Consider the following 12287-nt stretch of genomic DNA (forward strand, 5'->3'; position numbering starts at 1 on the left):
CATACAAAGACGGCCCGGAGAGCAATCTCCGGGCCGTTTTCGTTTGGTGGGGCTTTAGCCTTCGATGCGGGTGAAGTCGGCGATCTGGCGACCGGCTTCGCGGATGCGGGACAGCAGGTTCAGGCGGTTGCGCCGGACGATCTGGCTGTCGGTGTTGACCTGCACGGCCTCGAAGAACGCGTCGATCGGCGTGCGCAGGGCTGCGATGGCCGTCATGGCTGCGGGGAAGTCCTGCGTGGCCATGGCGTGGCGGATCGCCGGTTCGGCGGTGTCCAACGCAGTGAAGAGGGCGCGTTCCTGGTCCGTCTCGGCGAACTTGACGTCGGCGCCGAAGCTGTATTCGACGCCGTCCTTCTCCTCGGCCTGCGCCAGGATATTGCCCGCGCGCTTGAGGCCCTGGGTCAGGTTCCTGCCGTCGTCGGTTGCCAGCATGGCATTCAGCGCGGTGGCGCGTGCGGTCACGCGGACGAGGTCGTCATTGCCCTCCTGCGCCAGCACGGCTTCGATGATGTCGTGACGGATGCCTTGGTCGCGCAGGTATACCTTCAGTCGATCATGGAGGAAGGAGAGAAGATCTTTGGCAGTTTCACGATAGGGAAGCACCTTCACCTGATCTTGGAACGGCTGAATCTCATTGCTGCCGGTGAAGTAGAAGTCGCCTGCGTCTACAGCGGCATCAACGTCATGCTCTGCCGCTTTGCTGGCCAGAACCATGTCTCCCGCTCGAATTGCCGCAGGAAAGATGAAATGCTGCTCCGCTGCAATAGACTGCCCGTCCGGTGCCGTGGTTTTTGCGAGGCCTTTTGTCCCTACCGCACTGTTAAGCAGAGCCGACTTGACCGAACGTTTCACGGCCTGTTCAGCGATTTGCATTAGCGGCGCCGCTATCGACCCTGCCTGCAACAGGCGGATCACCCCCAAGGCAGCCCGCCGAAGTGCAAACGGATCCTTCGATCCCGTCGGCTTTTCGTCGATCGCCCAGAACCCCGTCAGGGTATCGATCTTGTCGGCCAGCGCCACGGCGACCGAGACGGGCGCAGTCGGGACCGCGTCGGAGGGACCGAGGGGCGAATAGTGGTCGCGGGCGGCGTCGGCGACCGCCTCGGGTTCGCCGGCCTCCAGCGCGTAGTAGCGGCCCATCGTGCCCTGCAGTTCGGGGAACTCTCCGACCATGGCCGAGCGCAGGTCCAGCTTGGCCAGGCGCGCGGCGCGTTCGGCCTGATCGGGATCGGCGCCGACCAAGGGCGCGATCTCGCGAGCCAAGGCCGCGATGCGTTCGATCCGGTCGGCCTGCGAACCGAGCTTGTTGTGGAAGGTGACCGAAGCCAGGCCCGCGGCCCAGGTCGCCATGCCCGATTTCGCCTCGCGCAGGTCGTTTTCCCAGAAGAAGGCGGCGTCCGACAGGCGCGCGGCCAGGACGCGCTGGTTGCCGGCCAGGATCGTCGCGCCGTCGTCGGGCGTCTGGATGTTGGCGACGGTCACGAACCCTTCGATCCGGCCCGTTGACGGATTGCGGGCCGAGAAGAACTTCTGATGCTCCTTCATCGAGGTCTGCAGCACCTCGGGGGGCAGGGCCAGGAAGCGGTCCTCGATCACGCCCATCAGGGGCACGGGCCATTCGACCAGGCCCGCGACCTCGGCCAGCAGGGCGTCGTCGGGGACGATCTGCCAGCCGCGGGCAAAGGCCAGATTGTCGGCCTGCGACCGTATCTCGGCGGCGCGTTCCTGGGTGTCCAGCATCACGCGGGCGCGGCGCAGCTTGGCGGCATAGTCGTCAAAGCCGCTGACCGTGAACGCGTCGGGCGCCATGAATCGGTGGCCGCGGGTGGTGTTGCCCGCCGCGATGCCGTCGACGGTCAGCGGCACGACGGTCGCGCCGGCCTCGTCCGACAGGATGCACAGGATCGAATGCAGCGGGCGCACCCACCGCAGGCTGCCCGACCCCCACCGCATGGATTTGGGCCAAGGGAAATTGCGGATCGTCGTCTCCAGCACTTCGGCCACGATGTCGGCGGCAGGGCGGCCGGGCTTGGTGACGGTGGCGTACCAGACCTGGCCCTTCTTGTCGTCGCGGGCCTGCAGCTGGTCGCGGGTCAGCCCGGTGGAGCGCAGGAACCCCTCCAGCGCGGCATCGGGGGCGTCGGTGCGGGGGCCTTTGCGGTCCTCATGCGTGGTGGGGCTGGCGGCGGTCAGGCCCTCGACCGCCAGAGCCAGGCGGCGCGGCGTGCTGAAGGCACCGGCGCTGGCATAGGTCAGGCCGGCCTGAACCAGGCCTTCGGTCACCAGGCGCTTGAGGTCCTCACGCGCGCGGGCCTGCATGCGGGCGGGAATTTCCTCCGAGAAAAGCTCGATCAGCAGGTCGGGCATCAGTCCATCACTCCGCGTTCCGGGGTCTTGTCGTTGTATTGGTGCCAGCCGTAGACGCGGCCGTCGGGATAGACGGCCAGCACGCGGTCCACGTCGGGGCGGATCTCGCTGACCGACAGCACGGCGCGGGCGGCGCCGCTTTCCAGGTCGCCGCCGATCCGCGCCGCGTCGAAGCAGGCGAACCAGCCGGGCGCGTTCAGGGGCGTGGCGCCCTCAAAGGGCAGGGCATCGGCGGGAACCGCGTCCACCGTGGCGCAGGCACGCCAGCGCAGCGGGCTGCTGTCGGCATCGATCCCCTCGAATCCGGTCAGGGTCAGGGGTCGTTCGCCGGCGGGGGTGGTCACCGCGATGGCGGCATCGGGGCCGTTCGGGTCGATCGGGTCATAGTACAGGTATTCCTGCGCGTACCACATGCCCGCGCCCGCGGCGATGGTGCTGCCCAGCAGGGCCAGCGCCGCGACCTTGCCCCAGTTCACGCGGGCGACCCCGCCGCATCGGTGGTCAGGAACAGGTCGGCGCAGCCCTTGGCCAGCGCCCGAACCCGGCCGATATAGGCCTGGCGTTCCGTGACCGAGATCACACCGCGCGCGTCCAGCAGGTTGAACAGGTGGCTGGCCTTGATCGCCTGGTCATAGGCGGGATGCGCCATCGGGATGGTGCGGCCCGCGCCGTCGGTGCGGTCGGCGGCCAGGATACGGGCGCACTCGGCCTCGGCGTCCTTGAAATGCTGGAACAGCATGTCCGTGTCGGCCTGGTCGAAGTTCCAGCGCGAATATTCCTGTTCGGTCTGGCGGAAGATGTCGCCATAGGTCAGCGCGATCGGGCTGTCCGGGTCGTTGAAGGGCATGTCCATCACGTGTTCCGCGCCCAGCACGTACATGGCCAGGCGTTCCAGGCCATAGGTCAGCTCTCCGGAGACGGGGCGGCAGTCATGACCGCCGACCTGCTGGAAATAGGTGAACTGGCTGACCTCCATGCCGTCGCACCAGACCTCCCAGCCCAGGCCCCATGCGCCGAGCGTAGGCGATTCCCAGTCGTCCTCGACGAAGCGGACGTCATGGACCATCGGGTCCAGGCCGATGGCGCGCAGGCTGCCCAGATACAGCTCCTGCAGGTCGGGGGGCGACGGTTTGATGATGACCTGGAACTGATAGTAGTGCTGCAGGCGGTTGGGGTTCTCTCCGTACCGGCCATCGGTGGGGCGGCGCGACGGCTGGACATAGGCCGCGGCCCAGGCCCGCGATCCAAGAGAGCGCAGCGTGGTCCCAGGGTGGAACGTCCCGGCGCCCACCTCCATGTCATAGGGCTGCAGGACGGCGCAGCCCTGGCCTGCCCAATAGGTCTGCAGCGCCAAGATGATCTCCTGGAAACTGCGGGGTCGGTTGGGGCTGGTCATCGGGCCATCCTTTTGCGTAGATCGGGCAAGGCGTCTTCTAGGCGCGCGATGCAACAGGGTCAATGAAGGCCCGACGGCGGGGGGACACCCGCGACAGGATGGACAGGATGACGACGCCTTTGCGCTTGGTGATGGGACTGGTCCTGGCGGGGGCGCTGCCCGGTGCGGCGCTGGCCCAGGGCGCGGTGATCCGTCTGGAGGCCAAGCGCGATCCCCAGGCGGCGGCGCAGGCGGCGCAGGGATGGGCCGACCGGTTCGACGGGGTCGTGACGCTGGCCCTGCCGGGCAGCTGGACGGGGATCGCCATCGGGCCGCTGCCCGAGGATCGCGCCGGGCCCCTGCTGGAGCGGCTGAAGCAGGCCGGCAAGGTGCCCCAGGACGCGTTCGTCAGCACGCCCGCGCCGGGGACCGCGCTGATGCCGGTGGGCGATACCGCGGCGACGGCCCCTGCTGTGGTGGCCCCGCCGCCGCCCGCCGCCTATCTGCGGCTGGAATCGGTTCAGGCCGAACCCGAGGCCCGCGCCGCGCTGGCGCGGATCCGGGCCGATTTCCCCGAGGCCGGGCTGTGGCGTCTGCCCGACGGGTGGTTCGCGGTGGCGCTTGGCCCGGTGGCCGACGAGGCGGCCACCGCCTGGCTGCCGGTGCTGGCCAAGGCCGACATGATCCCGGACGACGCCATGCTGGCCCGCGCCGCCGATCTGGGCGAGGCGCTGGACGCGGGCCAGGCCCCGGACCTGCCCGCGCCCGGCGCGCCCGAACCCCTGCCGCCGCTGGACCAGGTCCAGCGCGCGTTGCGGTGGGCGGGGCATTACGACGGCCAGATCGACGGCAAGGACGGTCCCCGCACCCGCGCCGCGATCCAGGCCGAGATCACGCAGACCCGCGCCTCGACCGATCCGGGCACGGCGCTGCGGCTGCTGGCGGAACGCCGTGCGGCCTGGGCCGAGGCGCAGGGGCTGGCACCGCTGGTCGACGCGGCGACCGGGCTGACGGTCACCGCCCCCCTGCGCGCGCTGACCTTCGACCGGGCCGAACGGGCGCTGTCGATCTATGGTCCGAAGGACGGATCGGGGGCGGCGCTGATCCTGTTCAGCCAGCCGGGTGGCCAGCAGGAGCTGCTGGATCTGGCCGGTCTGGTCACGGCGCTTGGCTGGGTGCCCCGGCCCGACCGTGTGGTCAAGCCGGGCCACGTGACCCTGCATGGCGCGAATGACGCCCATATCGGTGCCGCCGAAGGCTGGGTCCGCGATGGCCGGGCCGAAGGCTTCGTGCTGATCTGGCCGGCGTCGGAGGCGGAAACCCAGACCCGCCTGCAGGCGGAACTGAGCGACAGCCTGACGCGCCACGGGCCCGGCGCAAATGCCGGCGCCGCGCCCACCGCGCTGCCCTAGTCGCGCCAGAACCGAGGCAGCAGCAGGACCAGGACCGACACCAGCTCCAGCCGGCCCAGGAACATTCCCACGGTCATCAGCCACTTGGCCGAGGTCGGAAATTCCGCGATCGAGCCGTTGCGCGTCACCTCGGGGCCCCATACCGGGCCGATATTCGCGATGGCGGTCCAGGCGGCGGTCAGCGCGGTGCGCGGGTGCAGGCCGGTCAGCGACAGCCCCACGATCAGCAGGCCGAAGGTCAGGAAGAACAGCGTGAAGAACGCCATGACCGAATCGACCACGTCCTGTTCCAGCGGCTGGCCGTCATAGCGCAGCGGATAGACGCGGTGGGGCGAATGCATCCGGCGGATCTGGGCGCGCACGGCCTCGAACAGGACCAGATAGCGGAAGACCTTGACCGAACAGCCGGTCGATCCGGTGCAGCCGCCGATCAGCCCGCAGATCACCAGGACCATCAGCGGCAGATGGCCCCATTGGGTCACGTCGGTGGAGGCGAAGCCGGTCCCCGAGAAGGTCGATATGACGTTGAACACGGTCTCCCGCAGCATCTCCTCGGGGTGGCCGGTCTGGCCCAGCCACAAGACGCGGTACAGCAGGATGATCACGCAGGCATAGCCGATCCAGCGCAGATAGGCGCGCACCTGGATGTCACGCCACAGCGGTTTCGCCTGGCCGCGCATCAGCTGCACCATGCGGATGAACGGGATCGAGGCCAGCACCATGAAGACCGACGACGCCCATTCCGCAGGCCCGAGGAACGCCCCGAAGCTGGCGTCGTAATTCGAGAAGCCCCCGGTCGAGATCGTGCTGAAGGCCTGGACGACGGCGTCGAACCCGGTCAGGCCCAGGATCAGATAGGTGATGATGCAGGCTCCGGTCAGGATCAGGTACAGCTGCGTCATCTCGGTCGCGATCTGGCCGGCGCGGGGCAGGACCTTGCCAAGCGTGTCAAAGCCTTCCGACCTGAAGAACTGCATGCCGCCGACCTTCATCACCGGCAGGAAGACCATCGCCACGACGACGATCCCCAGGCCCCCGGCCCAGTGCAGGATCGCGCGCCACAGGTGGATGCCGCGCGCCAGCGAATCCAGCTGCGGCAGGACCGTGGTGCCGGTGGTCGTGAAGCCTGACATCGATTCGAACATCGCGTCGGTGAAGGTCGCGTTCGGCGCGCCCAGCATGAAGGGCAGGGCACCGAACAGGGGCAGGACCAGCCAGATCCCCGACGTCAGCAGGAACGCCTGATGCAGCGACAGGTGGTCATAGCGCCCCGCCGTCGCCACCGCGACGAAGACGCCCGCCGCCATGGTGATCACCGCCGATTGCAGGAACACCATCCAGTGCGGGTCGCCATGCCACCAGTCGACCATCATCGGCGCCAGCATCATGCCACCGATCGCGGTCAGGATCTTGCCGATCGGATGGGCAACGGGACGGATGTCGATCATCGCTTCTGGTTGCCGCGCCCCCGCGCGCCCGTCAAGTGGCCGCGGCGGTCGCGGCCCCTTGAATGGTCGCCGATGGCAGGTTACGTTTTGTTCAACTTGTCATCGGAGGGCGTGTGTTATGACGCCCAAGCGTCCTGCGGGTGCGGACGCGTTCCCGAGAAATACGGTCGAGCCGTCGGGCACCCGACAACCTGATGAAGGGGCGCTGTATGCTGCCTTGGATTTGGGAACGAATTCTTGCCGGATGCTGATTGCCCGACCGACGGGCAGTCAGTTCCAGGTCGTAGACAGCTTCTCCAAGCCGGTTCAGCTTGGTCAGGGGCTGGAAGCTTCGGGACGCCTGTCCCGCAGCTCGATGGCGCGTACCGTGCACGCGCTGCAGGTCTGCAAGCGCAAGCTTGATCAGCACAAGGTGCGCAACATGCGCCTCGTGGCGACCGAGGCATGCCGGCGCGCGCGCAACAGCCGCGATTTCCTGCGCACGATCCGGCGCGAGACCGGCCTGCCCATCGAGATCATCGGCGCCGAGGAGGAGGCACGGCTGGCTGTCATCAGCTGCGCGCCGCTGGTCAGCCACAAGACCGAGACGCTGATGGTCGTCGACATCGGCGGCGGATCGACCGAGCTGGTCTGGATCGACCTGGAGGATGTGGAGCCCAAGGAGCGACCCCGCGCGATCATGCGCCTGTCGGACGGCTTCGGGAACCCGCAGCCGGGCGGCGCCCGCGTGGTCGACTGGATCAGCGTGCCATTGGGGGTCGCGACGCTGCGCGACCAGTTCGCGGATGTCGAGGACGACCAGGGTCGCTTCGCGCTGATGTCGTGGTTCTTCGAGGAGGCGCTGGCGAATTTCACCCCCTATGCGGACGGATCGCCCGACGAGGGGTTCCAGATCATCGGCACATCAGGGACGGTCACCACGGTCGCGGCCAGTTTCCTGGGCCTGCGCCGCTATGACCGAACCAAGGTGGACGGGCTGGAGATGACCAGCGACCAGATCGACCGGGTGATCCATTCCTATCTGCAGCTGGGCCCCGAGGGGCGGCGCACGGACCCGCGCATCGGGCGCGAACGGCATGCGCTGATCATGTCGGGGGCTGCGATCCTGCAGACACTGATGCGGGTCTGGCCCACGAACAAGCTGTCGGTCGCGGATCGCGGCCTGCGCGAGGGGTTGCTTTATGCACAGATGGTGCGCGATGGGGTGCTGGCGCCGGAAGGTTTGAACGGAGTGGCATGAGATGACGAAGACACCGACCAGCCGGGACGGCAAGACCAGCGGCCGCGGTGCGCGCGATCTGCGCGTGCGGGTGAAATCGGCCAAGGGGCGCAAGCTGTCCTCCACCCTGTGGCTGGAGCGGCAGCTGAACGACCCTTATGTGGCCCGCGCCAAGCGCGAGGGCTACCGCGGGCGCGCGGCCTACAAGATCCTGGAGCTGGACGACAAGTACCGCTTCCTGGTGCCCGGAGCGCGGGTGCTTGACCTGGGCTGCGCGCCCGGCGGGTGGTGCCAGGTGGCGGTGGCCCGCGTGAACGCCCTGGGTACGAAATCGGGCAAGAAGGTCGGGCGCGTGCTGGGTCTGGACCTGCAGGAGGTCGATCCGATCGCGGGGGCCGAGATCCACGTGCTGGACTTTCTGGAGGACGGGGCCGACGACAAGGTCAAGGCCTGGCTGGGCGGACCTGCGGATGTGGTGATGTCCGACATGGCGGCGGCGTCGTCGGGGCACAAGAACACCGACCACAACCGGATCGTGGCGCTGGTCGAGGCAGCGGCGCAACTGGCCTTCGACGTGCTGGAGCCGGGCGGCACTTTCGTCGCCAAGGTCCTGGCGGGCGGTGCCGAGACCGACATGCAGGCCATGCTGAAGAAGAACTTCACCAAGGTCGCGAACGTGAAGCCCCCCGCCAGCCGCAGCGATTCGTCCGAGAAGTTCGTGGTGGCCACCGGGTTCAGGGGCCGCGAGACCCCCGCCGAAGACTGAGCACCCTTGCGTCCCGCGACGCCGGGGGACTGACCGTCCCCCGGACCCCCTGCTGGGCGCCCGGCCTAGTCGTGGTGTGGGGCGTTTCGCGTCTGGCTGCGGTACGCCTCGGGCGTGCGGCCGGTCGCGGCGGCAAAGGCGCGGGTGAAATGGGCGTGGCTGGCATAGCCCAGCTCCTGAGCCAGGCGCGGAACGGGTCGGTCGGTATGGCGCAGCAGTTCGCCCGCACGGTCCACCCGCAATTCATGCAGCAGGTCGATGGCGCGATGGCCCCGCGCCTCGATGCAGGCGTGGTCCAGATGGGTCAGCGTGGTGCCCAAGTCCTGCGCCAGATCCGCCAGGGTCCGGCACGACCCCATCTCGACCGCGGCCAGGGCCAGGAAGCGGTCGACCAGCGGGCGATCCGTGTGGACCACGCCGGGATCGGTCCGGTGATCCCGCGGCGGGTCCAGACGCGACAGGCGCAGCGACAGCATGTTCAGATAGCAGCCTAGGGTGCGGTGATCGGGGCTGCGGGCGGCCTCGGCCATCAGTTCGGCCAAGGTGGCCGACAGTAGCGCGGCACCGCTGCCCGCGCATCCCGCGACCACCGAACGGGGCAGGGGCGGATCGACCTGCGCGGTCAGTTCGGGCGCGAACAGCAGCACCTGACCCTCTGCCCCGTCCAGCGGGCGGGCGGCGAAGGCGGTTCCGGCGGGGACGAAGCGGACGTCGCCTGCGGCCAGAATGCCGCCGCTGCGCGGAAAGTCGATGCGCATGCGCCCTTCGTTCACCCAGATGAGCACATGGTCGGGGCGCGTGCGCGGCTGGACGGGCACGGCACGCCCGCCCCAGGTGAAAGCGCCTGCAGGCAGCAGGCGAAGGCTGGCCTGCCGCGGCCCGAACCGGTGCGAGGCGGGCGCCACGCGGACGGACAGCGCCTGCGGAACGGCCACGCAGTCCGCGGCCCTTGACCGCTGCACGGGCATGGGGGCGGTGCCTTCGGTCTGCAGGTGGGGGCCGTTGACGTCGATCTGGCCGCCTTGCCCGCGGATGCCCCTACCAAGCGGCGCCAGCCGCGTCGGTGTGAACGGAAACCCCTTGGTCCAGTCAGAGCGATCCCATACCGACATGACACCCTCCCACATCACGGATCCTATCGGCGGATTATCGCCGATCTGTGGGAAAACTCAATGAACGCCGTATGGGTTTCCGGGAATTAAACCGTGATCAGCCCGGCGTTGCCCGCCTGCCACATCTGCCAGTCGCGCATCCGGCCGCGGAACCAGACCCGCTGCGCCTTGGCATATTGCCGTGAGGCGATGATGGCGCGTTCGGTGGCCTCGGCCAGGGTCGCATGACCCTGCAGGTGGGCGACCAGGTCGGGCGCGCCGATGGCCTTGGCCCATTGCGCGGCCGGGTCCCACAGGGGCAGCATCGCGCGCACCTCCTCCAGGGCGCCCTGGTCCAGCATCGCGTGAAAGCGCGCGGCGATCCGGTCCGCCAGCCAGTCGCGGTCACTTGTGATCAGCACGCGCTGACAGTCGTCGGGGGCCAGCAGGGGCGGGGGCGTGTCGTCCTGCCAATCGGCGATGCCGCGGCCGGTGGCGGTCAGAACCTCCCACGCGCGCTGGACGCGGACCGGGTTCGCAAGATCGATCTGCGCGCGTGTGCGGGGGTCCAGTTCGGCCACCATCTCGGCCAGACCACCGCTTGCGATGCGCGCATCGGCCGTGGCGCGGATGGCGGGGGGCGTCGGCGGAATCTGCGCCAGCCCGCGGGTCAGCGCGGTCAGGTACAGCCCCGTGCCGCCCACCACGATCAGCCGCCCCCGCAGCGCCGCGACCTGGCGCAGCCAGTCGCCGACCGACCAGGCGGTGCCCGGCGCGACATGGCCGTAAAGGGCGTGGGGCGCCTGTGCCAGGTCGGCGGCGGACGGGCGGGCGGTCAGCACCTGCCAGCAGGACCAGACCTGCAGGGCATCCGCATTGACCACCGTGCCGCCCTGTGCCCGCGCGACCGCCAGTGCCAGCGCAGATTTGCCGCTGGCGGTGGGTCCGGCGATCAGCAGGTGGCGGGCGGCGTCGATCTGTGTCAGGTCAGGGTCACGCATGGCCGATCCGGGCAGTTGATCCGGCAGCCCTTTTGCGACATTTAACGGCGCGATGAAAGCAGCCGGCGACAGGAGCCCCCGATGACCACCGAAGTCCCCAAGCAATATGGCCGCGTGATGCTGAAAATCTCGGGCGAGGCGCTGATGGGCGATCAGGGATACGGCCTGCATCCCCCCACCGTCGCCCGCATCGCAAGCGAGGTCGAGGCCGTCCAGGCGATGGGCGTCGAGGTCTGCATGGTCATCGGCGGCGGCAACATCTTCCGCGGCCTGCAGGGCAGCGCTCAGGGGATGGAGCGGACCACCGCCGACTATATGGGCATGCTGGCGACGGTCATGAACGCGCTGGCCATGCAGTCGTCGCTGGAAAGCCGCGGCCTGCATTGCCGCGTCATCAGCGCGATCCGCATGGACGAGGTCTGCGAGCCCTACATCCGTCGCCGCGCCATCCGCCACCTGGAGAAGAAGCGGATCGTGATCTTTGCCGCCGGCACCGGCAACCCGTATTTCACCACCGACACCGCAGCCACCCTGCGCGCGTCGGAGATGAACTGCGAGGCGATCTTCAAGGGCACCAAGGTCGACGGCGTCTATGACAAGGACCCGGTCAAGCATGCCGACGCGAAGCGTTACGGCAATGTCAGCTATGACGAGGTGCTGCAGAAGCATCTGGGCGTGATGGACGCATCGGCCATCGCGCTGGCCCGCGACAACAAGCTGCCGATCATCGTCTTCTCGCTGGACGCGCCGGGCGGGTTCCGGTCGATCCTGGAAGGCCGCGGCACCTATACGCGGGTCCACAACTGACATGACCACCAGCCTGCGGGGCCGCGTCGACGGCTTCATCCACGGGCCCCGGGCCCAAGGCGTGATCACGGCCGTGATCCTGTTCAACGCGCTGATCCTGGGGCTGGAAACCTGGCCGCGGGTGATGGCGGCGGCCGGCCCGCTGCTGATCGCGCTGGACCGGGTGTGCCTGGCGATCTTCGTGATCGAGATCGGGCTGAAGCTCTATGCCCGCGGGCTGCGGTTCTTCCGCGACGGCTGGAACGTGTTCGACTTCATCGTCGTGGGAATCGCCGTGCTGCCCGCGACCGAGGGGCTGTCGGTCCTGCGCGCCATGCGCATCCTGCGGCTGCTGCGCATCGTGTCGGTCACGCCCCGCCTGCGTCGCGTGGTCGAGGGATTCCTGTCCGCACTGCCCGGCATGGCGTCGGTCTTCCTGCTGATGGGTATCATTTTCTACATTTTCTCGGTGATGGCGACCAAGCTGTTCGGGCCGACCTTTCCGGACTGGTTCGGGGACATGGGCAATTCGGCCTATTCGCTGTTCCAGATCATGACGCTGGAAAGCTGGTCGATGGGCATCGTGCGCCCGGTGATGGAGGTTCACCCGAACGCCTGGCTGTTTTTCCTGCCTTTTATCCTGGTTACCACCTTTGCGGTGATGAACCTGGTGGTGGGTCTGATCGTGAATTCGATGCAGGAGGCCCACCAGGAGGAAGGCACTGCCGCAACCGAGGCCTATCGCGACGAGGTCCTGGCCCGGCTGGCCCAGATCGAGGCGCGGCTGTCCGCGGGCGAACCCCCGCGGAACGATCCCTGACG

The 12287-nt window shown here is 68.5% G+C and carries 11 protein-coding genes; 5 read left to right on the plus strand and 6 right to left on the minus strand.

All coding sequences use genetic code 11. From position 1 onward, the window contains the following. Nucleotides 1-54: 54 nt before the first annotated feature. Genes glyS through PRL19_RS11560 form a run of 3 tightly spaced genes read right to left on the minus strand, consistent with a single transcriptional unit; the run spans nt 55 to nt 3763 of the window. Complete coding sequence (gene glyS, locus PRL19_RS11550) at nt 55-2367, minus strand: glycine--tRNA ligase subunit beta (RefSeq protein ID WP_273743062.1); 2313 nt, start codon at nt 2365-2367, stop codon at nt 55-57. Then, on the minus strand, nt 2367-2843 hold the full coding sequence (locus PRL19_RS11555; protein WP_273743063.1) for a DUF6446 family protein: 477 nt from the start codon (nt 2841-2843) through the stop codon (nt 2367-2369). Before PRL19_RS11555 ends, glyS begins: the two co-directional genes overlap by 1 nt. Beyond that, nucleotides 2840-3763, minus strand: coding sequence for a glycine--tRNA ligase subunit alpha (locus PRL19_RS11560; protein WP_045999422.1), 924 nt, complete (start codon nt 3761-3763; stop codon nt 2840-2842). Before PRL19_RS11560 ends, PRL19_RS11555 begins: the two co-directional genes overlap by 4 nt. 107 nt (nt 3764-3870) lie before the next feature. Here PRL19_RS11560 and PRL19_RS11565 point away from each other — a divergent pair, with 107 nt between their 5' ends. Further along, the gene (locus PRL19_RS11565) at nt 3871-5154 is read left to right on the plus strand and encodes a peptidoglycan-binding domain-containing protein (RefSeq protein ID WP_273743064.1); all 1284 of its coding nucleotides are present in this window, start codon (nt 3871-3873) and stop codon (nt 5152-5154) included. On the opposite strand, the gene PRL19_RS11570 is transcribed toward PRL19_RS11565, so the two are convergent. Beyond that, a complete protein-coding gene (locus tag PRL19_RS11570) occupies nt 5151-6602 on the minus strand; it encodes a TrkH family potassium uptake protein (protein ID WP_127898279.1) in 1452 nt (483 codons plus the stop codon). The two genes, PRL19_RS11565 and PRL19_RS11570, sit on opposite strands and share 4 nt — an antisense overlap. Before the next feature lie 118 nt (nt 6603-6720). Here PRL19_RS11570 and PRL19_RS11575 point away from each other — a divergent pair, with 118 nt between their 5' ends. Both PRL19_RS11575 and PRL19_RS11580 read left to right on the plus strand, forming a co-directional pair. After that, complete coding sequence (locus PRL19_RS11575) at nt 6721-7842, plus strand: Ppx/GppA phosphatase family protein (protein WP_042245371.1); 1122 nt, start codon at nt 6721-6723, stop codon at nt 7840-7842. Nucleotide 7843: 1 nt separating this feature from the next. After that, nucleotides 7844-8587 (plus strand): RlmE family RNA methyltransferase, encoded by a 744-nt coding sequence (locus PRL19_RS11580; RefSeq protein ID WP_273743065.1) that lies wholly within the window; start codon nt 7844-7846, stop codon nt 8585-8587. A 65-nt stretch (nt 8588-8652) separates the two neighbouring features. Here PRL19_RS11580 and PRL19_RS11585 read toward each other — a convergent pair whose 3' ends face one another. Both PRL19_RS11585 and miaA read right to left on the minus strand, forming a co-directional pair. Next, nucleotides 8653-9699 carry a helix-turn-helix transcriptional regulator gene (locus PRL19_RS11585; protein ID WP_273743066.1) on the minus strand — a complete coding sequence of 349 codons (1047 nt, stop codon included), beginning with the start codon at nt 9697-9699 and terminating at the stop codon, nt 8653-8655. Nucleotides 9700-9785: 86 nt separating this feature from the next. After that, nucleotides 9786-10679 carry a tRNA (adenosine(37)-N6)-dimethylallyltransferase MiaA gene (miaA, locus tag PRL19_RS11590; RefSeq protein WP_273743067.1) on the minus strand — a complete coding sequence of 298 codons (894 nt, stop codon included), beginning with the start codon at nt 10677-10679 and terminating at the stop codon, nt 9786-9788. Between the two features lie 81 nt (nt 10680-10760). Here miaA and pyrH point away from each other — a divergent pair, with 81 nt between their 5' ends. Both pyrH and PRL19_RS11600 read left to right on the plus strand, forming a co-directional pair. After that, a complete protein-coding gene (gene pyrH / locus PRL19_RS11595; RefSeq protein WP_045999418.1) occupies nt 10761-11486 on the plus strand; it encodes a UMP kinase in 726 nt (241 codons plus the stop codon). A gap of 1 nt (nt 11487) precedes the next feature. Further along, nucleotides 11488-12285: an ion transporter gene (locus PRL19_RS11600; RefSeq protein WP_045999417.1), complete on the plus strand. Its 798-nt coding sequence runs from the start codon at nt 11488-11490 to the stop codon at nt 12283-12285. The last annotated feature ends 2 nt before the right edge of the window (nt 12286-12287 follow it).

This window comes from Paracoccus marcusii, from assembly GCF_028621715.1.
Taxonomy (GTDB): Bacteria; Pseudomonadota; Alphaproteobacteria; order Rhodobacterales; family Rhodobacteraceae; genus Paracoccus; species Paracoccus marcusii.

Coding starts and splice junctions, on each gene's coding strand:
- glyS (WP_273743062.1), bottom strand. CDS start 2,367: ATGCCCGACCTGCTGATCGAGCTTTTCTCGGAGGAAATTCCCGCCCGC.
- PRL19_RS11560 (WP_045999422.1), bottom strand. CDS start 3,763: ATGACCAGCCCCAACCGACCCCGCAGTTTCCAGGAGATCATCTTGGCG.
- PRL19_RS11565 (WP_273743064.1), top strand. CDS start 3,871: ATGACGACGCCTTTGCGCTTGGTGATGGGACTGGTCCTGGCGGGGGCG.
- PRL19_RS11570 (WP_127898279.1), bottom strand. CDS start 6,602: ATGATCGACATCCGTCCCGTTGCCCATCCGATCGGCAAGATCCTGACC.
- PRL19_RS11575 (WP_042245371.1), top strand. CDS start 6,721: ATGACGCCCAAGCGTCCTGCGGGTGCGGACGCGTTCCCGAGAAATACG.
- PRL19_RS11580 (WP_273743065.1), top strand. CDS start 7,844: ATGACGAAGACACCGACCAGCCGGGACGGCAAGACCAGCGGCCGCGGT.
- PRL19_RS11585 (WP_273743066.1), bottom strand. CDS start 9,699: ATGTCGGTATGGGATCGCTCTGACTGGACCAAGGGGTTTCCGTTCACA.
- miaA (WP_273743067.1), bottom strand. CDS start 10,679: ATGCGTGACCCTGACCTGACACAGATCGACGCCGCCCGCCACCTGCTG.
- pyrH (WP_045999418.1), top strand. CDS start 10,761: ATGACCACCGAAGTCCCCAAGCAATATGGCCGCGTGATGCTGAAAATC.
- PRL19_RS11600 (WP_045999417.1), top strand. CDS start 11,488: ATGACCACCAGCCTGCGGGGCCGCGTCGACGGCTTCATCCACGGGCCC.